Source organism: Alkalihalobacillus pseudalcaliphilus, assembly GCF_028610675.1.
Lineage (GTDB): Bacteria > Bacillota > Bacilli > Bacillales > Bacillaceae_D > Alkalihalobacillus > Alkalihalobacillus pseudalcaliphilus.
This window is the reverse complement of record NZ_JAQQWS010000002.1, coordinates 165,451-184,054: the sequence shown is the minus strand read 5'-3', so window position 1 is coordinate 184,054 and position 18,604 is coordinate 165,451. Positions and strand designations below refer to the sequence as shown.

General features: G+C 37.9%; 22 protein-coding genes. 16 read left to right on the top strand and 6 right to left on the bottom strand.

All coding sequences use genetic code 11. From position 1 onward, the window contains the following. The first annotated feature begins 186 nt into the window (after nt 1-186). From PQ479_RS07585 to PQ479_RS07575, 3 genes are all read left to right on the top strand, one after another. Nucleotides 187-870, top strand: coding sequence for a response regulator transcription factor (locus PQ479_RS07585; RefSeq protein WP_047986809.1), 684 nt, complete (start codon nt 187-189; stop codon nt 868-870). Continuing rightward, nucleotides 867-2,240 (top strand): sensor histidine kinase, encoded by a 1,374-nt coding sequence (locus tag PQ479_RS07580; protein ID WP_047986810.1) that lies wholly within the window; start codon nt 867-869, stop codon nt 2,238-2,240. Before PQ479_RS07585 ends, PQ479_RS07580 begins: the two co-directional genes overlap by 4 nt. Before the next feature lie 116 nt (nt 2,241-2,356). Further along, a complete protein-coding gene (locus PQ479_RS07575; protein ID WP_047986811.1) occupies nt 2,357-2,752 on the top strand; it encodes a hypothetical protein in 396 nt (131 codons plus the stop codon). A gap of 409 nt (nt 2,753-3,161) precedes the next feature. Here the strand turns inward: PQ479_RS07575 and PQ479_RS07570 are convergent, their stop codons facing one another. After that, a complete protein-coding gene (locus tag PQ479_RS07570) occupies nt 3,162-3,737 on the bottom strand; it encodes a TetR/AcrR family transcriptional regulator (protein ID WP_273716932.1) in 576 nt (191 codons plus the stop codon). A gap of 112 nt (nt 3,738-3,849) precedes the next feature. Here PQ479_RS07570 and PQ479_RS07565 point away from each other — a divergent pair, with 112 nt between their 5' ends. Beyond that, a complete protein-coding gene (locus PQ479_RS07565) occupies nt 3,850-5,067 on the top strand; it encodes an MFS transporter (protein WP_047986812.1) in 1,218 nt (405 codons plus the stop codon). A gap of 831 nt (nt 5,068-5,898) precedes the next feature. Then, a complete protein-coding gene (locus PQ479_RS07560; RefSeq protein ID WP_053070259.1) occupies nt 5,899-6,354 on the top strand; it encodes an SRPBCC family protein in 456 nt (151 codons plus the stop codon). Between the two features lie 20 nt (nt 6,355-6,374). Here the strand turns inward: PQ479_RS07560 and PQ479_RS07555 are convergent, their stop codons facing one another. After that, the gene (locus PQ479_RS07555) at nt 6,375-6,923 is read right to left on the bottom strand and encodes a GNAT family N-acetyltransferase (protein WP_047986814.1); all 549 of its coding nucleotides are present in this window, start codon (nt 6,921-6,923) and stop codon (nt 6,375-6,377) included. Between the two features lie 181 nt (nt 6,924-7,104). On the opposite strand from PQ479_RS07555, the gene PQ479_RS07550 reads away from it, so the two are divergent. Together PQ479_RS07550 and PQ479_RS07545 are read left to right on the top strand one after the other, a co-directional pair. Then, nucleotides 7,105-8,133 (top strand): LLM class flavin-dependent oxidoreductase, encoded by a 1,029-nt coding sequence (locus tag PQ479_RS07550; RefSeq protein ID WP_053070260.1) that lies wholly within the window; start codon nt 7,105-7,107, stop codon nt 8,131-8,133. 15 nt (nt 8,134-8,148) lie between these two features. Further along, on the top strand, nt 8,149-8,433 hold the full coding sequence (locus PQ479_RS07545; RefSeq protein ID WP_047986815.1) for a DUF3219 family protein: 285 nt from the start codon (nt 8,149-8,151) through the stop codon (nt 8,431-8,433). A 57-nt stretch (nt 8,434-8,490) separates the two neighbouring features. Here PQ479_RS07545 and PQ479_RS07540 read toward each other — a convergent pair whose 3' ends face one another. The 4 genes from PQ479_RS07540 to PQ479_RS07525 all read right to left on the bottom strand — a co-directional run bounded on the left by PQ479_RS07540 (nt 8,491) and on the right by PQ479_RS07525 (nt 12,807). Continuing rightward, a complete protein-coding gene (locus tag PQ479_RS07540) occupies nt 8,491-8,817 on the bottom strand; it encodes an AzlD domain-containing protein (RefSeq protein ID WP_047986816.1) in 327 nt (108 codons plus the stop codon). Continuing rightward, the gene (locus tag PQ479_RS07535) at nt 8,814-9,542 is read right to left on the bottom strand and encodes an AzlC family ABC transporter permease (protein ID WP_047987045.1); all 729 of its coding nucleotides are present in this window, start codon (nt 9,540-9,542) and stop codon (nt 8,814-8,816) included. Before PQ479_RS07535 ends, PQ479_RS07540 begins: the two co-directional genes overlap by 4 nt. Before the next feature lie 123 nt (nt 9,543-9,665). Continuing rightward, the gene (locus PQ479_RS07530) at nt 9,666-10,475 is read right to left on the bottom strand and encodes a TrmB family transcriptional regulator (RefSeq protein WP_047986817.1); all 810 of its coding nucleotides are present in this window, start codon (nt 10,473-10,475) and stop codon (nt 9,666-9,668) included. A 289-nt stretch (nt 10,476-10,764) separates the two neighbouring features. After that, nucleotides 10,765-12,807, bottom strand: a complete 2,043-nt coding sequence (locus PQ479_RS07525; protein ID WP_047986818.1) for a HelD family protein — start codon at nt 12,805-12,807, stop codon at nt 10,765-10,767. Nucleotides 12,808-13,057: 250 nt separating this feature from the next. On the opposite strand from PQ479_RS07525, the gene PQ479_RS07520 reads away from it, so the two are divergent. The 9 genes from PQ479_RS07520 to PQ479_RS07480 all read left to right on the top strand — a co-directional run bounded on the left by PQ479_RS07520 (nt 13,058) and on the right by PQ479_RS07480 (nt 18,439). Further along, entirely contained in the window at nt 13,058-13,333 is a 276-nt protein-coding gene (locus PQ479_RS07520; protein ID WP_053070261.1) for a hypothetical protein, read from the top strand. 111 nt (nt 13,334-13,444) lie between these two features. After that, entirely contained in the window at nt 13,445-13,609 is a 165-nt protein-coding gene (locus PQ479_RS07515; RefSeq protein WP_273716895.1) for a hypothetical protein, read from the top strand. Between the two features lie 288 nt (nt 13,610-13,897). Further along, on the top strand, nt 13,898-14,374 hold the full coding sequence (locus PQ479_RS07510; protein ID WP_047986819.1) for a GNAT family N-acetyltransferase: 477 nt from the start codon (nt 13,898-13,900) through the stop codon (nt 14,372-14,374). An 18-nt stretch (nt 14,375-14,392) separates the two neighbouring features. Next, nucleotides 14,393-14,956 (top strand): maltose acetyltransferase domain-containing protein, encoded by a 564-nt coding sequence (locus PQ479_RS07505; protein ID WP_047986820.1) that lies wholly within the window; start codon nt 14,393-14,395, stop codon nt 14,954-14,956. A gap of 71 nt (nt 14,957-15,027) precedes the next feature. Beyond that, nucleotides 15,028-15,477: a DinB family protein gene (locus tag PQ479_RS07500; protein WP_047986821.1), complete on the top strand. Its 450-nt coding sequence runs from the start codon at nt 15,028-15,030 to the stop codon at nt 15,475-15,477. A gap of 255 nt (nt 15,478-15,732) precedes the next feature. Further along, nucleotides 15,733-16,329, top strand: a complete 597-nt coding sequence (locus PQ479_RS07495) for an undecaprenyl-diphosphatase (protein WP_047986822.1) — start codon at nt 15,733-15,735, stop codon at nt 16,327-16,329. A 129-nt stretch (nt 16,330-16,458) separates the two neighbouring features. After that, nucleotides 16,459-17,160, top strand: a complete 702-nt coding sequence (locus PQ479_RS07490; RefSeq protein WP_047986823.1) for an alpha/beta fold hydrolase — start codon at nt 16,459-16,461, stop codon at nt 17,158-17,160. Between the two features lie 14 nt (nt 17,161-17,174). After that, nucleotides 17,175-17,804 carry a lysoplasmalogenase gene (locus PQ479_RS07485; protein ID WP_053070262.1) on the top strand — a complete coding sequence of 210 codons (630 nt, stop codon included), beginning with the start codon at nt 17,175-17,177 and terminating at the stop codon, nt 17,802-17,804. A 17-nt stretch (nt 17,805-17,821) separates the two neighbouring features. Further along, nucleotides 17,822-18,439, top strand: coding sequence for an NUDIX hydrolase (locus tag PQ479_RS07480; protein ID WP_047986824.1), 618 nt, complete (start codon nt 17,822-17,824; stop codon nt 18,437-18,439). The last annotated feature ends 165 nt before the right edge of the window (nt 18,440-18,604 follow it).

The window sequence follows — 18,604 nt, the reverse complement described above, 5'->3', positions numbered from 1 at the left end:
GCGTTTTCGTGTAGATACTACGGTGCTATGGGTGAGTAAGTGACATGAAAGAGGTTTATCGTGTAGTTACTGCCTCACAATGGTTGAGTAACTGTCAGGTTTCTCGTGTATGGGGTTTTAAGGGTTTGTTTCTCTTTAGAAGCTCGGCTACAATGAGTTTATGGATTTTGTGTAGGGGGGATGTTCATGCAGTCAATTTTAGTTGTGGATGATGATCAACATTTGCGAGAGTTAGTGACTCGTTTTTTGGCCGAACATCATTATCAAGTTTATCAAGCTCATCATGGAGCTGATGCGATTACGCAGCTAGAGAAATATGACGTTCAAGCGATTATTATTGATATCATGATGCCTGAGCTGGATGGATATCAGTTGATACGCGAAATACGTGAGCAACAGAAACGCGACGTGCCTGTGATTATGTTGACGGCGAAAGGACAGCTTGAGGATAAAGAAAAAGGCTTTGCATTAGGAGCGGACGATTATATGGTCAAGCCGTTTGAGTTAAAGGAGCTACTTTTTCGATTAAAAGCTTTATTACGACGTGCTGGTTCCTACTCAGAGCGTATCATTGAGCTTGGCCCGCTGCAAATTAATAAAGAGAGCTATGAAGTAAAAGTCGGTAATAAAATACTTATGCTGCCATTAAAGGAATTTGAGTTACTGTATGTGTTAGCTGCTAATTATGAAAAGGTTTTAACGAGGGATCAGCTTATTGAAAAAGTTTGGGGCATAGAGTACAACGGCAATGAAAGGACGATTGATGTACATATTAAAAGGCTCAGAGAAAGGTTTTCAAAAATAACCGATCAGTTTCGTCTGAAAACGATTAGAGGTGTGGGTTACTCGCTTGAGGTGAAGCAAAAATGAAATCTTTATATGCTTCATTTGTTGTCTTCACCCTTAGCATTATGGTGATAAGTGGTTTATTAGCTTTTTTCTTATCCAATGTGTACTATCAACATTTTTTAAAAGAGGAAAATAACAATAAATATACAGAGATTGCAAGAGGTGTTGCAAAACATGTGAGTCAACAAGAGGACCTTCAACAGTCATTATCTTATTTAGCGCAGACAGGATACCAACTTAGGTTAGTAGCAGAAAATGGTGATAGTTGGCATTTTGGCGAAGCATTTCGTGATGATGCGATCGAGCGTTCCACCATACAATATGTGCTAGACGGTCATGTTTTTCATGGAATGGCGGAGTTTCCGAGCGAAACGTTTGTTACTGGTTTTTTTGCTAATGAATTAATAAATAGTATTGGGGTTCCTATTCAACATAATGGGATGACCTATGCGTTTTTCTTGCGGCCAGATATCAAGCTTCATTTTAATGAGATGCATTATTTATTTGCCTGGTTACTTGGATTTACGATTGTGTTTAGTTTGATCCTTGAGCTTATTTTGGCTCGTTACTTAATTCGACCTCTTTCTAGCTTAAATGATGCAACCAAACGAATTCAGAGAGGACATTTTGATGTAGAACTTGATTGGAAAAGAAATGATGAAATCGGTGAGCTTGCGACAAGCTTTGAAACGATGACCCAAAAACTCAGTCAAGCGGAGACGATGCGCAATGAGTTTATTTCTTCGATTTCTCATGATATTCAGTCACCACTTTCGAATATGAAGGGGTATTTAACTTTACTTGAAAACGACAACCTTGCCCATGAGGAAAAACAACACTATATGGAAGTCATCAAACAAGAAACGGAGCGCCTTTCTAGTATGTCTTCACAGCTGCTTGTGTTAAGTACGCTGCATGATTTGGATAAACCGCGTTCGCGTGAGGAGTTTTCATTAAAAGAACAAATATTAGTCGTGTTAAAAGGTTATCAATGGAAGCTTTCGGAAAGAGGTATTTTTGCACATTATGAAATAGAAGATATTGATTATGTTGGCGATAGGCCAATGCTTATGAGTGTTTGGGATAACTTGGTTTCCAATGCAATTAAATATAATCAAGATGCAGGAGAGGTGGTTATTTCACTTACACAAAAAGAAGATTGGGTTGTTTTTGAAATATTTGATACAGGTATTGGTTTAACAGAAATAGAAAAAGCACGCATGTTTGAACGCTTTTATCGAGCTGATCCGTCTAGAACGAAGGAAATAGAAGGATCTGGATTAGGTTTAGCGATTGTAAAAAAGGTAGTGGGTTTACATGAAGGTTCTTTGGAGGTCATTTCGGAAAAAGGGGTAGGTACAACCATCCGCGTTTTACTACCCATGACTTAATGCCCTCAAAATATTGTCACCCTTTGTTCATGCTCCGTTCATAAACAGTGTGTAAACTGGCTTTGAATAGGGATGATGACACATTATAAAAAATTTTTTAATAGGAGGAAATAGATATGAATCATGCAAAAATATTACTCATCTTTTCGGCGATATTTGGAATTATTGGTGTTGGTTTAGGGGCACATATGTCAGGGGCAGGCTCTTACGCCTTTCGACCAATTCATGCTCATGTTTCGTTAGTAGGTTGGTTAACCTTGTTTGCGTGGAGTATGTATTATAAAGTGTATCAGCCTAAAAGAAAGACTTTATCGAACTGGCAAACGATTACGGGTGTAGTGGGTGCGATTGGTTTGACGATGGGTATGTGGTTCTATAATATGAACCCGTTTGGATTACCTGATGGTGTTACGTTGGCGTTTTATATTGCTGGTGGGATGGCATTAGTTGTAGCCTTTTTATTATTCCTTTTACTAGTTATTCTAGAGGATGGGAAAAAGTCGAAAGCTTAAATAGGGTATGGTAGAGTCGGAAAGTATTTACTTTTTCGGTTATAGGAGTCGGTGACGCTGAACTTGAGTTGAGTGTTGCTGGCTTTTGTTGTTTGAAGGTGGACTGATTGCGACTCCTGATGGTGATGGGGTTGTACACGTACCAGATGTTTAATAAGTAGCCACTACTTTTATCTTTGTTGGTGGCAAAGTGAATCAGGATTCACCATGTTCGTTTGGTATGAAATTTGAAGCTAATGCTCACAAAAGTTGACTCCTTGGCTTTTGTTTTTGTACCTTTAGCCAAGCGATCTTGGCTAAGGTACAAGAACACTTGGATTTTGGATACTAATGTAGATGAGTAATGACTCTCTCTTTTTTGTTCGTACTGGCTGTTTGTACGGTGTGCTGAATCTTTTTGGAATGGATCTTACTTGTCTAGGGTATTGCAGCCTTTGATAAATAGATGAATATAACGCTCCAACAAAAATTTCCGTTTTTGTTGATCGGTGTGGTGTCCAAATATATCGAGCCCAAGAAAGGTAGCTGAGGCAATTTCACTGATGGTTTCGATATCTTCGATTAACCATTCTTGTTCCTCGTTACCTGCTTGTAAGATTTCTTTATACGTTTTGACATAACGTAAATCGATTTCCCTCATTTTTGCATTGATTAACTCGGTTTCGTGCTCAATTAAATAAAACTCTGATACTGCTAAACGCAGAGGGTATGGAAATTCGTCGAGTGATGCCAATTCAGCAAATCTTTGAAATCTCTCGTAGTTAGTCGTGCATTTTTCCCGCTCTTTTTCCCAAAAGGAAAATAACTGATTTTCTTCTTCGTTTAAAATCTCTAAGAATAGAGCCTCTTTATTCGTGAAATGATAATAAAGTGTTCCTTTACTACTATTTGATTGTTTGACTACTTCTCCCATAGATGTAGCATTATAACCTTTTTGAATAAATAAATCTCTTGCTACTTCCATAATAATGTCCTTCATCATCATATCTTTCAATGCTTTTCACCCTTTCGGAAGCTTTCCATTGACATGATTATAATACATATTATAAAGTATACAATAGACTGACGGGTCGGTCTATAAAAAAGAGGTGATAAAAATGAATAATCAACCATCATATAAATTAAGAAAGAGTCGTATTTTTATTTTGCTACTAGTGGCGGGTATTTTTGCTGTTGTTGGATTTAGTATGTTCTTAACAACCGTTTCTTGGTATGCCATTAGTGAGATTGGTTCACCGAGTGCGGTGGGAATTATATTAATGACAGCGACCATTCCAAGACTTTTAGCGATGGTATTTGGTGGTATAGTTGCTGATAAATATAAGAAAACAACGATCATGTTTGTCACAAACTTTGTCCAAGGGTTATTATTGTTAGTCTTATTTTTACTTGTCTTTAACAACCAGTTGGAATTTTATATGTTACTTATTATTGCTGGCTTATTCGGTGTACTAGATGCATTTTTTGGTCCGACAAGCTCTGCTTTGATTCCTAAAATTGTTCCAAAAGAGTTCTTACAAAAAGCAAATGCGATTTTCCAAGGTGCTGATCAGATATCTTTTGTAATTGGACCCATCTTAGCTGGCTTAATGATGGAGTTCTTTTCTATAGCGGGAAGCTTTTTGGTAGCGACGATTTTAGTGTTCATATCGGCTATCTTTGTTTTCCCGCCATTTATTAAGGAAGAGGATGACGAAGAGAAAATGAAGCAGACTCCGTGGACAGATCTAAAAGAGGGGATTGCTTATGTCAAGAATTCGAGATTTCTTTTAGTAGGAATTTTAGTATTAATTACATTAAACTTTTTCGTTTTTGGTGCATTGCATATCGCCATTCCACTATTAGTGGATGTTTTTGGGGGCACACCATTAAACCTCAGTTATATGGAAGCGAGTTTAGGAATTGGTATGCTTTCGGGTAGTTTATTACTTAGTGTGTATACATTAAAGTCTCACCGCGGTAGAACGGCTTTATATGGATTGTTCGCTGCTTTACTTTTGTTCCTATTATTTAGTGTGACAGGGCATTTGGGTTGGCTAACAGTCTTACTCTTCTTTATTGGTTTTTCAATGGTGTTTGTATATGTTCCGTTTTTTACGGTTGCTCAAGAACAAACAGAAGCCCGTATAATGGGGCGTGTAATGAGTTTAATTTTCCTAGCGATGAATGGCTTTGACCCGATGTCATATGGGATAGTCACTGGATTAGTCTCATTTGGTATTAGTATTCAACACGTGTTATTCAGTTTCGGGCTCGTCGGTTTTATGCTTGCCATGGTGATTTACTGGAGGTCCAAGGAATTTAAAGCTGTTTAGGAATGGATTAAGGGAATAGTTTTTGTATGAAAGTTGGCTAAAGCTCAAGTGCTCTCCTTCGAAAATCGCTCCGGGAATGGGGGGCACGCTTTCCGCAGGCGGGCGCTGAGCTAACTTGCTATCGCAAGTGGATCTCAGCCTGCCCTCTCCTCCTGCAGGAGTCGGCCTCCCCATTCCCTCCGCTCGGGTTTGTTCAGGCTTCTTGGTTCGTGAGTTTCTCATACAAAATAATTGAATGAAAAGTAACAAAAGCCAAGTGAATAAAATTCCACCAGTCAAAGAACTAACACTACTTTCATCTTTGTTGGTGGTGGCTGTTTGTGTGGTGCGCTGAATCTTTTTGGGAAATCCCGTGTGGGCAACACCCAAAAAGTGGCAGGGCTACGGAAAAGTGTGAGAATCGTCAAACGGTTATTGAATGAAAAGCCACCAATTAAAGGGAAAAAACCAACTTCCATGATGAGTTGCTGCGGCAAGTCATCATGGAAGTTTTGTATTAAAGTTACTCTAAGGTGTACGTTCTTTCTTTCGAAGATCGCTCTTAGAATGGTGGGCGTTAAGCTAACCGGATTCGCCGGAGGAGCACAGCCACCCTTTCTTCTTCTGTTCGCTTTGGTTCTTGCATACTTCTTGATCATGCACTTCTAATACAGTATCGAATTTGATTGAAGTGCCATTACAATTATATAAAAAAGTACCTATCAGCTCATAAACTCTACAAATTGTATCCGAAAAAGCAACGACATGAGAATCCTCTACAGTAGTTACTAGAAAATTCTGTCACTATTCGTTATGATAGAAGAAAATAGTCATGATGAGAGGGGTAAATGTATGAAAGTTGTGAAAGAATCAGCACATGTGCAAAATTCGTTAGAAGGTGCTTGGAAAGTGATTTCTGATAGTCGTAACTGGGCAGAGGCAATGCCTGGTTTTATAGCATTTGAGCAAGTAGATGAACTCGTATCGTTATGGACGATTAAGGTAGAGGCAGGAATGTTTTCAAGAGAGGTTGAATTTGAGGTTACTCAAACTGAATGCATCGAGCCTTCAGCGATGCATTTCTCCTTAAAAGCTAAAAAGGAAGGAATAGTTGGAAATGCGACTTATCATGGAACACAGGTAAATGAGGAGCAGGGAGAGCTTAACTTCCAACTAGAAATGATGGGTAAAGGGATGATGGCTGGTATGATAGATAGCCTTCTTGAGAAAACATTACCTGAACAATGTCAGATTTTAAAAGAAAATTTAGTGAAGCAGTTAGAGGCAAGTGATGAAGTGAAAAATTAGTCAAAAAACGGTCGTGGCAATTAGTCCATGACCGTTTTATGTGCGTGTTGCTTAAGAAACTGTTCTGTACTATCCCATCCGTAGAAGATATCTTCATACGTCACACCGTTAATGTCAAATGTACTTCTTTTAATCTCATGACCACCTAAATAGTCATAAAAGCTTTGGGCAGGCTTATTATCCTTTATAAATAATAGAGAAAAAGACTGATAGCCGTAATCTTTTAATTGTTGGACACCCGTCATAAAAAGACTCTTTCCAATGCCTTTACCCTGATATTCTTCTAATAAATATAAAGCATAAATTTCTCCAGAAAAATCAACATCGTATCTTTGTGGACCTATAATAACAAAACCGATCATCGCCTTTGTTTCCTTTTCTGCTACAAATATATCAACGTTGTCTTCTTCTAATTTCTGTATGAACCTAGCTTTAGCAGAATCATAGGTAAGAATATGAGCAAATTGCTGATCGGTTAGTCCTGTATATGTACTGTGCCAACTCTTGACATGAACGTCAGCTAATTGCTCGATGTCAGCCATAGTTGCTAAACGAATTATCATGTTCATTTTCTCATTCCTTCTAATCGTAAATGTATAGAGCTATTCCACTAGTATACATAATTATTAGAATATTGAACATGTCGCATATACATGAGCACCTGCTTTGCTTTTTGTTGATAAGAATCGATAAAATGAACGTATAACATTGAAAACGTTTTATCTGATTATGTGAGAAAGGAAGAGAAGTGTGAATAAGGAACCAATGAAGCTTTCTATATTAGATTTAGTCACGATGTATAACGGTGAAACACCGGCACAAGCTTTACAACATTCAACAGAGCTTGTACAATTAGCCGATCGTTTAGGGTATGAGCGGTACTGGTTTGCGGAGCATCATAATACAAAATACCAAATGAGTACATCGCCAGAATTGTTAAGTGCGCATGCTGCAGCATTGACTAGTAGAATTAACATAGGTTCAGGAGGAGTGATGTTACCTAATCATAGTCCATTAAAAGTGGCCGAGCATTTTTCGATATTAGAGGGGTTACATCCGGGGAGAATTGATTTAGGGATTGGTCGTGCACCAGGTACTGATGGATTAACTGCATTAGCTTTAAGACGTTCACGTGAAGCTGTAACGACTTATGATTTCCCTGAAAACCTTGATGAGTTATTAAATTATTTCAGTGGTGATTTTTCAGAACAAAATCCCTTCAAAGATATTACAGCATCACCTGATCGTTCTTTTTCTCCAACTATCTATATGCTTGGTTCAAGTAATGGAGGGTTGCAGTTTGCTGCTGAAAAAGGGCTCGGTTTTGCTTTTGCTGCCCACATCTCTTCCCATTTGGCTGTCCCAATGTTACGCATGTACAGAGAAACATTCCAACCTTCGAGCTTTATGAAGGAACCAAAAAGTATCTTAGCGTTAATGGTAATTACGGCTGATACAGATGAAGAGGCCCAATATCTAGCGGCACCTGCTGAATTACAATGGGTCCGTTGGGGAACGGGGCAATTTGTATTACCACCACCATCTTTAGAGGAAGCCAATGCCCATGTTTATTCAGACGTAGAGGCAGCGGTGAGACAAGACAATAAAGGGAAATTTGTCATAGGTTCGATTGAAAAAGTAGAAAAGGAACTCAGAGAGCTGGCAGAGGCGGCTTTGGTTGATGAGGTCATGATTTTAAATGTATTAACCGAGAAGCAATCGAGACATCGTGCATACGAATTACTTGCCCAAGCCTTTGATTTACCAGCGGAAAAATAGGAGAGGAGGAAGTCGATGCTTGTTAAACTTAATGATTATGAGTTAGTTATTTCCTCTTATCAGTTAGGGCTTGATAAAGGTTTAAAAGTTGTGATTCTTGATTTTAATGTGACACATGAGGATTATCATAGCGTGACCACCTTGCTTTATCAGAATCAATTTGAATTAGTTATACCTGATGAGAGCTTGCATATGAAAGTGAGCATTCATAATTATTCCACCTCGTTCACTAACCTGTACAAAGAGGGTGAAGTCGGGCAATTTCATTTAGAATTAAAGGAAATAGATCGTTCAATATAAATAGATAGCGACCGACTTTACGTAAAAAATCACCACACGAAAAAGTGCGGTGATTTTTTACGAGAAAAACATCCGAGTGACAGCCATTAACGCAACTCCGGTAATGACCGTTATCGACAAACTTTTAGAGAATATCGCAACGGCTATAGTTGGGATGAGTACGATCATGACAGTTTGGTCCATCACAAAGCCCGTGTCATCGACATGAATAACACTTTGAATAACGAGTGCTGTTAAAATACAGACAGGGATAAACGATAACCATTTAAGAAAAGGCTCTGGCAGCTGTAATTTTTTTATGAAAATAAAAGGTAAAATTCTTGGGATTAACGTAACGAGTGCACAGCCAATGATTAGTAAAAGAATCGATGTACTTAGCGTCATTTTTCTGTCACCACCCCTATCGTTGCCACGATAATTGTTGCAACAATTAATGCGATATGTGAAGGCATCATCGTCATCAAGATGAGCATCGCAATAATCATATAAATAACTAGTGAGAGATGATGCTTTAATTTGTCAGATGCAACCGATTGAAGCTGTAAGATAAGTAAAGCGATAAACATCGCTGTTAAAGCGTAATCAAGTCCTAGTGCTTCTGGGTTGGCAATCCACTTGGCTAAGACAGAACCTGTGAGACATGCTAAAACCCAAGTTGCATAAGCACTGAAATTCAGCCCGTACATCCAGTTTGGTGTGAGTTTATAACCTCTTGCCCGTTGATTAGCGGCTACTCCAAAGCTTTCATCTGTAACAAAGGCACCGATAAGGATGTTTTTTTTCATAGAAAAATCTTTGAAGTGTGGTGCCAATGATAAGCAAAGCAAAAAGTGACGTAGATTTACGATAAAGGTCGTAAACACAATCGCAGCAAGTGGAGTTGCTGCTGCCAACAAGCCATAAATAATGAATTGCGATGCACCACCATACATAAATATCGCAAACAGTGTAATCTCTAAGGGACTTAAGTTAGAAGCGACGCCAACGAGTCCGGCTGCAATACCAACGCTTGTATAACCCATTACAGTTGGGATACTAGCCTTTGCACCATTCAAGGCATTCATTTCAATATCGTTATTTATTATTTCCTTGATGTGTGCATTAGCCATCCCCATGATTCATTCCCCTTTACGTCTTAATCTGTTTTAGTACATAATTATACATGCTTCACTGTATTAAAGTAGTTAGTCTTATAACGTCTAAGTTTTTTTGTAAGAAAATACGGTTCATCCTTACATGAACCGTTTACCGGTAACAACACGATAAAGATCTTTGTTCTCTTTCCAAAGGGAAGCGGCTCTTTCAGGGCCAACTTCTTGGGTTAATTTCGAGTACATCATATCATGTCGAATATATTCTAATGCCACTAAGATCAGGGCTGGGTCCGTTGATTTAATTGCCCAAGCGCTTGTATCTGGTACAAAGTTAGCAATGACAACCTCTTTTTGATCGCGTACAACAATGGTTAAATGTCCACTTACTCGTTCTTCGGCAATTTCAGGCTCCATATAATCATGGTGAATCGTTACACCTAATTCAGTTTGAGGTGCACCGAAAATGAGTGAATACACATCCAACCCATCATTAAGACGTCTCTCAACATCTTCAAGGATTGGCGTTACTTGAGGACTCCATAGGGATAACCATAATTCATCCTCTGCTTTGTTGATTAAATCAATCATCTCCGCTAAGACATTATCATCTGAGCTAATACGATGAATGACATCAACCTCTTGTTCAATTTCCAGTGAACCAAGCTGTTGTTCTAGGTAATCAAAAGACTCTTGAAAATTTACACGCATCCTAGTAAGTAATTCTTTGGCAGGTAATGGTGCGTATGTAACAGGATCCGATGGAACCGTATAAACAGCCCCTTTATCTACGAGCTTACCAACGACCTCGTAAATCATCGAACGAGGAACACCTGAACGTTTACTTATTTCGTAACCCGTAACAGGAGAATGACGTAACAAGCTTATGTAGGCCTTACATTCATACTTTGAAAAGCCAAGTTTTTGCAGTTCTTTATAGACGTCCTCCATTTTAACCTCCACCATTAGTCGTTAGCTCTATCATTACTATAAGGAAAGTGGCTAATATTTGTCAATTACGTAAATGAAGTTGGAAAAATCAGATTTTAATAATTTTTGATAATGAGAAGAAGATTCAATGCGGAGCAAATGGAAATACGCAGCAATGGGTCTATAAAAAGAGCAATCAATGCTGTGTAAATATAAATACTCCGCATTGAAAACAATAAAGAGGTATTCACGTATCTATGATAAAAAACGAACAAACCAGCTACCTAGAGTGGGGTAGCTGGTTTGGATATTAATTTGATAAAAGTGGTGTAACGGTTTGCTTGTAAAATAAACGAAGATGATGTAAAGCACGCGTACAAGCTACATATAAAAGTTTTGTCGCTAAAGTTTCGTGTGGGTAGTTCTCTTCATCTGCACCTAAAATTAATACGGCGTCGAACTCTAATCCTTTTGCAACATATACAGGGAGGATGGAGATACCGCCATGATATGTTTGATCTTCATAGGAAACAAGTGATAAATCAGGGATCGTTTGGTTAAGTTTCTCATAATAAAATTTCGTATCGGCTTCGTTTCTCGTAATGAGTGTGATCGTATTCATCTCTTTTGTTTGCATCGTTTGAATCCAGTCGATAATTTGAATGAGTTCCTCTGACTCGTTCACTTTTTGTATATGCACGTCTTCACCACTACGAAAAACAGGCTTGGCTAATAGAGCAGGCTTTTCTAGGCTTTTAAGAATTTTATTGGAGAATTCAATGATTTCATAAGTGGAACGGTAGCTTTTTTCCATCTCAAAATAAGCTGTTTTTTGTGAGTCTAATATATCAACAAATGTTTGCCAATCTGAAATCCCTTCTTGGCTATGAATCCCTTGGGAAAGATCGCCTAAGATTGTAAAGCTCTGTCCTCTTGTCCGTTCTTTTAAAACAGAAAGCTGGTATGGTGAGAAATCCTGAGCTTCGTCAATAACAACGTGGTCGAAACGTTTATCTTTTTCAAGTCCATACCAAAGCTGTTGAATGTGAAGTAAGGGTGCTAAGTCCTCGAATTCAAGTGTGAAAGGATGGTTTGTATCTGCAACGGCAACATGCGTGTCTTTTAAAATTTGGATATACAGATCGTACGGTTTTCTGTTTTTCCATTTACGTAAATAATGACGAAGGAGTGTGTTCGCTTGTTTCTTTGCTGTTTGTTGTTCTTTTTTATCATCAAAACGTTTTACTTCTATTTCGATCCACCTTTTCAAACGAGCTCTTGTCCGCTCGTACTTTGTCATAGCAGGGCTATCTTTAAAGTCATGTTCAAACCATTGTAATAACGTTTGATGAGAAAATATAACACCCGGCCAAGGTTCAAAGTCTTCTTCTGGAATCCAATCCATGGCGAATTGCTGGACTTTTGCTTCAACCTTCTTTTTAAAATCTAAATCAATTTTGCTTGAACGATGATTTTGTTGCTTGGTCGTTCCCTCAAAATAATCACGCCGTCGTTTGTTCATAGATTGCAATTTTAATCTGTCATCGTCTAAGGTATTTAACGCCCATGTCGAAAAAGTAGTTTGTTGAATGTCACCAACACCGAGCTCAGGAAGTACACTTGAGATGTAGTCTAGGAAAACCGTATTTGGGGCAAAGATGATCATTTTCTCGGCACGAATCTTTTCGCGATATTCATAAAGTAAATAAGCAAGGCGATGAAGAGCTACTGTTGTTTTTCCACTTCCGGCAACTCCTTGAATGATAACAGCATCACTTTGACGATGACGAATGATTTCGTTTTGTTCTCCTTGAATAGTTGAAACAATGTCACGTAAACGATTATCTTTTTGCTCCCCAAGTTTATGGAGTAGAAACGCATCTCCTCCACTAATTTCCGCTTGCCCTTTCAAATAGTTATCTACGACACGTTGCACCTTTTGATTACGAACGACGATATTACGCTTTAAATGAATCTCGCCATCAATAAAACCATCTGGAGAATCATAATAGACATCATCCTCACTTCCGGAAAAAGCGTAAAATAAACTAGATACAGGGGCACGCCAGTCAATAATCACAAGTTGACTATTTTCTTCATTTGTTACTCCTGTTTTGCCAATATAATAAGATTTCAGTTGCTCTTCATCAAATGCTTTAAAGTCTAAACGTCCAAAGTAAGGATCATTGTAAGCACGCTTGATTGCCTCAAGCTGCCTTTCTCTACTTGCATCAATAACCTGTAAACTAAAATCATCTCCATGGTAAGGCTCTATCTGACAAAGTTCGTCATACTGCTTTCTAATGATACGTAGTTTTTGTTCTAATATTTGTTCCTCGGTTCTTAATTCCATCTCAAATCCTCCTTTTTTAGCTCTCTCTATTGTCTACAATATGTCAAAAAAAATATAGACTTATATTTAAAAATTTGTTAAGCTATTTAATGTACAAGTGCCTAAAACAAATTACATAATTTGGAAAATAGACAACCCGCTTTGAATAGCCTTTTGTGCTATATAGCGGTTTTTTTGTGTTAGAAAAGAGTATTGTTTTAGTGAATTAGCTCATAAGTATCTAGAAACAAGATATGAAGAGGGTGAGTGAATGAAACAGTATCGAACCGATAATAGACAGGTTATGGCTCCTTATACACCCGTACAATCGGTGAATTGGTTTTCGCCCAATCATTTTCAGAATACAGTCGAGGCTCAAAGAACATTATCTGCCGTTTATCCTGCTATTTTATATGGTTTTGAAGATGTTCAGGTCGTAGGTTATGAGCATGCATTAACAGAAGCGGTTGCTATCGGTTATTTATTAGGGCAGGGATATTCCTTTCAACAAGCGATAGAGATCGTCCAATCATGGTGGCGACCATAAAATTCTCTAACAGCTCTAAGAAGTGCTTCATTATTTTCTCATCTATGTTTAAAAGAAGTAAGGATGGGGGATGCTTTTTAATGTAAGCATGCAAGTTAAGGAGAGTTGAATATGCTAGGTCATGAGGAAGTATTTCTTCTTGTAAGGGATAAGCTCATGTTAGAAAGAATGGTTCAGCAAACAGCTGACGAGGGATTAATTTCCTCCTTAATGGATGAGATAGCATTAATAGAACAAGCATTAAATAGTGACCAAATAGATAAAAACCTTATCTGAATAAACCTAATTATACCAATGTATACAAAAACAATCACAATTAATTCCATTATGAATCAAAAACCACACCAACCGCGGTGTGGTTTTTGATTCGAGTTAGTTGTGTTCTTTAAAGAAGCCATACTTGAGCCTATTTTGACGTATTAAAAGATATGGAAGCGGTCTAAACCATGAAGAGGTGGCTAATCGACTTTCATTAAGAACATCAAAATTCTCCAACCCAAAATGAGATATAATCAGATATTTCAGATATAATGAACTAGAGTCATTTATCTTAGGAGGCCATGAATGTTAACAACGAGAGAAGCCGTGTTTGAGGAATTGACAACTTTGAGTGATTTTTGGTTGGATATGATTATTGAAATGAATAGAGCTGCGAATAGAGATGATCCAGACGAATCACGCAAACAAGCTGTTTATGAACGTTTTGTTGAATTATATCGTTCAGAGCAGTTACTATTTCGAGTCGCCTTAAATGAGTATGGAGAGATCGTTGCCTGTGCAGGGGGTGTCCTTTGGAGTGAGTATCTGTACCCCTTGGCATCCAAGCCATCGCTAGCAGGTTGGGTTGTCAGCGTCTATACAAAACCTGACTATCGGGGAAGAGGGCTAGCGAGACAATTAGTTAAAGAAGTGTTAGAGTGGCATCAAGCAAATGGTTGTCAAAGCTCTAGGCTTTGGTCGAGTGAATCAGCAGAACCTATTTATCAAGGGTTGGGTTTTAAACAATTACCAATCTATTCGAAAAGGTTAGATGAAAGTTAATAAAAAGGTGATGAGATGATGAAAACAGAAAAGGAAAAAATGATTGCTGGAGAGTTGTATAATGCCTTGGATCAAGAATTAACACATGAGCGTTTAAAAGCACGTAAATTAGCTAGGTATTATAATGATACGAGAGAAACAGAAGAACAGGAACGTCGAGACATTTTACATACACTGTTAGGTTCTTTTAAAAACCAAATTAATATTGAGCCAAACCTTCGCGTTGATTATGGATTTAATCTACATGTTGGTGAAAACTTTTATGCCAACTTTGAATGTGTATTCCTTGATGTTTGTGAAATTGTTATCGGCGATGATTGCCTACTTGGGCCTGGTGTTCACATTTACACCGCCACGCATCCGTTAGATCCGATTGAGCGGGCATCCGGACTTGAATTTGGGAAGCCTGTGAAAATAGGCAATAAAGTGTGGATTGGTGGTCATGCAACGATTAATCCAGGCGTTACAATTGGCGATCATGTTGTTGTTGCTTCAGGAGCTGTTGTAACCAAGGATGTACCAGATCATGTAGTAGTAGCGGGAAATCCTGCAAAGGTAGTCAAGGACATAAAACAACAATAGGAACATTTGTTCTTGTATTTGTTGTGGGTAGAATGGTAAGATAATAGTAAATGACTAAAGAGGAGAAATGTATGAATAAGACGTTCAAACACTTTAAAGAAATGATAACAGAAGTGCTCCCTCTTAAAGAAGAACAAGCCGAAAGATTAGAGGCACCTATTAAAGAAGGGAAATGGTCAATTCGAGAAATTGTCGCCCACCTTTATGGCTGGGATCAGTTCAATTTAGATACTATGGTTCCCAACATGGAAAACCAAGCGAGCTTATCAGTGTTTCCGGACCACGATTCATTTAATGAAAAAACATTACGATCCGTAGAAAATAAATCTAGTTACGAATTAATTGAAATGTTTATGGCAACGAGAGAAGAGCTTGTCAACGCTTTAACTAAAATAGAACCGTCCGCTCGCTTTCACATAGGAGAAGGTAAACGTGCCTTTTCAGCCGAAAGCTTCACAAAGATATTCGTCAAACATGACGCCCACCACATTAAACAAATCAAAGACAAATTATCCCAATAGTTTCGAAAGCTTGAGGTCCGCTGGCAGCCCAGATTAGCTCAGCACCACCCCGCAGGACGCGGAACGAGCATGTCTGTAGCGACGAGCAACGCTCTATGTTCGCCCTAACTTTAAAATATAAAACAATATGCCAGCTCAACTTCTTTTTGAGAAAGCATGTAAAAGTTAAGGAATTGTTAAATCCATGTAAAGCCTATGTTAAAATAAACTCACTTGCCCAAAGAGTTTCATAACATAGGAATTGGAGATTTATATATGAGAGACATCAATGAAAGCTTGTTTAGGGGAATCAATGATCTTGGTTTTGATTACCCGTTTTTAAATATGCCATTTATCATTATTGCTGAGTATACTGTTATCTTCTTAGCATTAATGGTTTTATTTTTCTGGTTTACTAGAAACAAACAAAATCGTTATAAAGTATTAGCCGGTGGATTTGCTTTTATTTTAGCCTGGATTAGCGGGAATTTAATAGGATTATTGCATCATAACTATCAACCCTTTTACGAGCTAGAGCATGTTAACCAACTTGTCTTTAAAAATATTGATAACTCGTTTCCGAGTGACCATACCATTCTATTTTTTGCATTCTGCGTTACCTTCTGGCTCTTTAATAAAAGAAATATTGCTTGGCTTATATTAGCGATATTAGTTGGGTTATCTCGTATGGCAGTTGGTGTTCATTATCCATTTGATATTTTGGTCGGTGCAGCCGTAGCGATTATTTTTGCTTATGTGATGTATAAGTGGGTTCCGCGCTCGAAATTAGTGAATACATGTCTAGAATTTTATGAACATATCGAGGTTAAAGTTTGGCCAAAAAAAGATAAACAAAATCAGTATTATAGCTAATAAAAAGCCGTTAACTCGGCTTTTTTGCATGAGTGAAGACACTATTCACAAATAGTAGTCGTACTCGTTAATTAATGGTACGATTTGAGTATAAAAGATTGAATATTCTTTAAAAGGGAGGGTGTGCGGATGTTATTACATGTTCAAACATTTGGAACAGGCGAGCCTCTATTATTTTTACATGATGGTGGTGAGACGGGGCAATCGGACTTTTTACAACAAAAAGAATTTTTCACAAATTTTTTTCAAGTCATTATGACCGATTTACCAGGAAATGGAGAGTCCGAACGTGATTATGATTCTATCCATGAATTAATACAGCTAGCGATGGAAGACTTATTGGAGACTTTGAAACATTATCATTGGAAAAAAGTGAATCTAGTTGCTAGTTCTGCAGGGGCGTTCTTAGCCATTCAGTTCGTCAAAACTTATCCACAATTTGTTAAGACTTTGTGTATAAGTGGCATTCATCCAGTCAAGTCCGAAGAATGGGAAAAGAATGAACAAGCTGTTAGGAAACAAAGAGAAGCCTTATTAGGTCACGCAGGTATGGATCAATTTTTTCAAAAAATAGCACCTAAATTTATGACTTTATCATTAGAAGAGGATGGGTATCCTTTTGAAATAACAGCTGACTTATCCTTTGCCAAGCACATACCAACGTTAGTTATAGCAGGTGCCAAACAACTCTCAGAACTACAGGGACTCGTCCATTATAGAGAAAAATACCCTGAAGTAGAAGTAGCTGCACTCCCATTTGCTGGTCATCTTGCTTATGTGGATGAGCCAAAGTTATTTAATGAAGTTCTTTTAAGATTTTTGAACCGTTAGTGGGGAGGTTAATTATGAAAGCGTTTACAACATTACTGATACTTGTTTCATCAATCTATTATATTTTTTATTTTGACGCTGGCCAATCACTTGCAACGGTCATTTTTAAGCTTACACCGATGCTACTAATTATTTTCTATAGCTTGTTTTATTACCGCAAAGTCAGGAAGTATTTGGCGATTGTTCTTGGTTTGATCGTCTGTATGATTGCAGATGGTGTTATTGTTTACTCCTTTTTAGGGGGACTTATTGTCTTTTTAACAGGACATATCTTTTATCTGTATGCATTTTTAAAAATAAGTGTGAACAAGAGAAAAAGTGGGATCGTCAGCTTTCCATTTCTTATTTATATGACAATCATGGGTTATTTACTTATTTCGGCGATGGTTGATTCGGGGGAAACAGCTCTGGTTATTCCTGTTATCTTGTATATTCTCGTAATAGGATTTATGGGGATTACGGCTGTGTGGACGAACGATAAATATGCAATGATAGGTGCAATTTTATTTATTATCTCCGATAGTTTTCTAGCTTGGAATATGTTTGTGGAGTCCATTTCCTATTCCCATGTTTGGATTATGACGACCTATTATGGTGCCCAATTCTTTATTGCAACAAGCATTGGATATTTTAATAAGAGATAGAAGGAATGTGATCAATTTTGGATGTGAAGTGGTTAGAGTGGGCAAGGCGAATTCAAGCCTTGTCCAAAAGTGGGTTAACTTTTTCAAAGGATGCCTTTGATATAGAAAGATATAAGGAGCTTGAACAAATTAGTGCAGAGATTATCGCTTCTTATAGCGATTTAGATGTCAACGAAACGATCGCATTATTTTCGAAGGAAAAAGGTTATCAAACACCCAAAGTCGATGTGAGAGGAGCTGTATTTCAGGATCAGCAAATATTGTTGGTTCAGGAAAAGTCTGATGGAAACTGGTCCCTTCCTGGTGGCTTTTGTGATGTGGGACTTTCAGCGGCTGAAAATATTGTGAAGGAAATTGAGGAGGAGGCCGGGTATAAGACCGAGGCACGTAATTTAATGGCCTTAATTGATATGAATAAGCATGCCCACCCACCCCAACCTTTTCATTATTATAAAGTGTTCATTCAATGTGAAGTGATAGAGAAAGTAGAGGCGGATCGTTTAGAAACGACACAAGCTCAATTTTTTCCAAAGGATCGTCTACCTCGTTTATCAACCAATAGAAATACGGAAGAACAAATAGCGTCATTATTTGCTTTTTACCATTCAGAAGATAAAAGGGCGATATTTGATTAACGGTTTGTGCTCATGTAAGGTCGTTTGATGGCGTCAGGGTTATTGTTGTATGAACCTGCCCCAATAACGATTTTAAGTGGGTCTATATGGTCCACGGTCATTCCTCCTTAGCTGTTTTTACCGTATACATAGTGAATCAGTTACAAGCATAAAAAAAGAAACGTG

Excerpts from the sequence above, each read along its gene's own strand:
- PQ479_RS07585 (WP_047986809.1), top strand. The coding sequence starts at position 187 with ATGCAGTCAATTTTAGTTGTGGATGATGATCAACATTTGCGAGAGTTA.
- PQ479_RS07580 (WP_047986810.1), top strand. The coding sequence starts at position 867 with ATGAAATCTTTATATGCTTCATTTGTTGTCTTCACCCTTAGCATTATG.
- PQ479_RS07575 (WP_047986811.1), top strand. The coding sequence starts at position 2,357 with ATGAATCATGCAAAAATATTACTCATCTTTTCGGCGATATTTGGAATT.
- PQ479_RS07570 (WP_273716932.1), bottom strand. The coding sequence starts at position 3,737 with ATGATGATGAAGGACATTATTATGGAAGTAGCAAGAGATTTATTTATT.
- PQ479_RS07565 (WP_047986812.1), top strand. The coding sequence starts at position 3,850 with ATGAATAATCAACCATCATATAAATTAAGAAAGAGTCGTATTTTTATT.
- PQ479_RS07560 (WP_053070259.1), top strand. The coding sequence starts at position 5,899 with ATGAAAGTTGTGAAAGAATCAGCACATGTGCAAAATTCGTTAGAAGGT.
- PQ479_RS07555 (WP_047986814.1), bottom strand. The coding sequence starts at position 6,923 with ATGAACATGATAATTCGTTTAGCAACTATGGCTGACATCGAGCAATTA.
- PQ479_RS07545 (WP_047986815.1), top strand. The coding sequence starts at position 8,149 with ATGCTTGTTAAACTTAATGATTATGAGTTAGTTATTTCCTCTTATCAG.
- PQ479_RS07540 (WP_047986816.1), bottom strand. The coding sequence starts at position 8,817 with ATGACGCTAAGTACATCGATTCTTTTACTAATCATTGGCTGTGCACTC.
- PQ479_RS07535 (WP_047987045.1), bottom strand. The coding sequence starts at position 9,542 with ATGGCTAATGCACACATCAAGGAAATAATAAATAACGATATTGAAATG.
- PQ479_RS07530 (WP_047986817.1), bottom strand. The coding sequence starts at position 10,475 with ATGGAGGACGTCTATAAAGAACTGCAAAAACTTGGCTTTTCAAAGTAT.
- PQ479_RS07525 (WP_047986818.1), bottom strand. The coding sequence starts at position 12,807 with ATGGAATTAAGAACCGAGGAACAAATATTAGAACAAAAACTACGTATC.
- PQ479_RS07520 (WP_053070261.1), top strand. The coding sequence starts at position 13,058 with ATGAAACAGTATCGAACCGATAATAGACAGGTTATGGCTCCTTATACA.
- PQ479_RS07515 (WP_273716895.1), top strand. The coding sequence starts at position 13,445 with ATGCTAGGTCATGAGGAAGTATTTCTTCTTGTAAGGGATAAGCTCATG.
- PQ479_RS07510 (WP_047986819.1), top strand. The coding sequence starts at position 13,898 with ATGTTAACAACGAGAGAAGCCGTGTTTGAGGAATTGACAACTTTGAGT.
- PQ479_RS07505 (WP_047986820.1), top strand. The coding sequence starts at position 14,393 with ATGAAAACAGAAAAGGAAAAAATGATTGCTGGAGAGTTGTATAATGCC.
- PQ479_RS07500 (WP_047986821.1), top strand. The coding sequence starts at position 15,028 with ATGAATAAGACGTTCAAACACTTTAAAGAAATGATAACAGAAGTGCTC.
- PQ479_RS07495 (WP_047986822.1), top strand. The coding sequence starts at position 15,733 with ATGAGAGACATCAATGAAAGCTTGTTTAGGGGAATCAATGATCTTGGT.
- PQ479_RS07490 (WP_047986823.1), top strand. The coding sequence starts at position 16,459 with ATGTTATTACATGTTCAAACATTTGGAACAGGCGAGCCTCTATTATTT.
- PQ479_RS07485 (WP_053070262.1), top strand. The coding sequence starts at position 17,175 with ATGAAAGCGTTTACAACATTACTGATACTTGTTTCATCAATCTATTAT.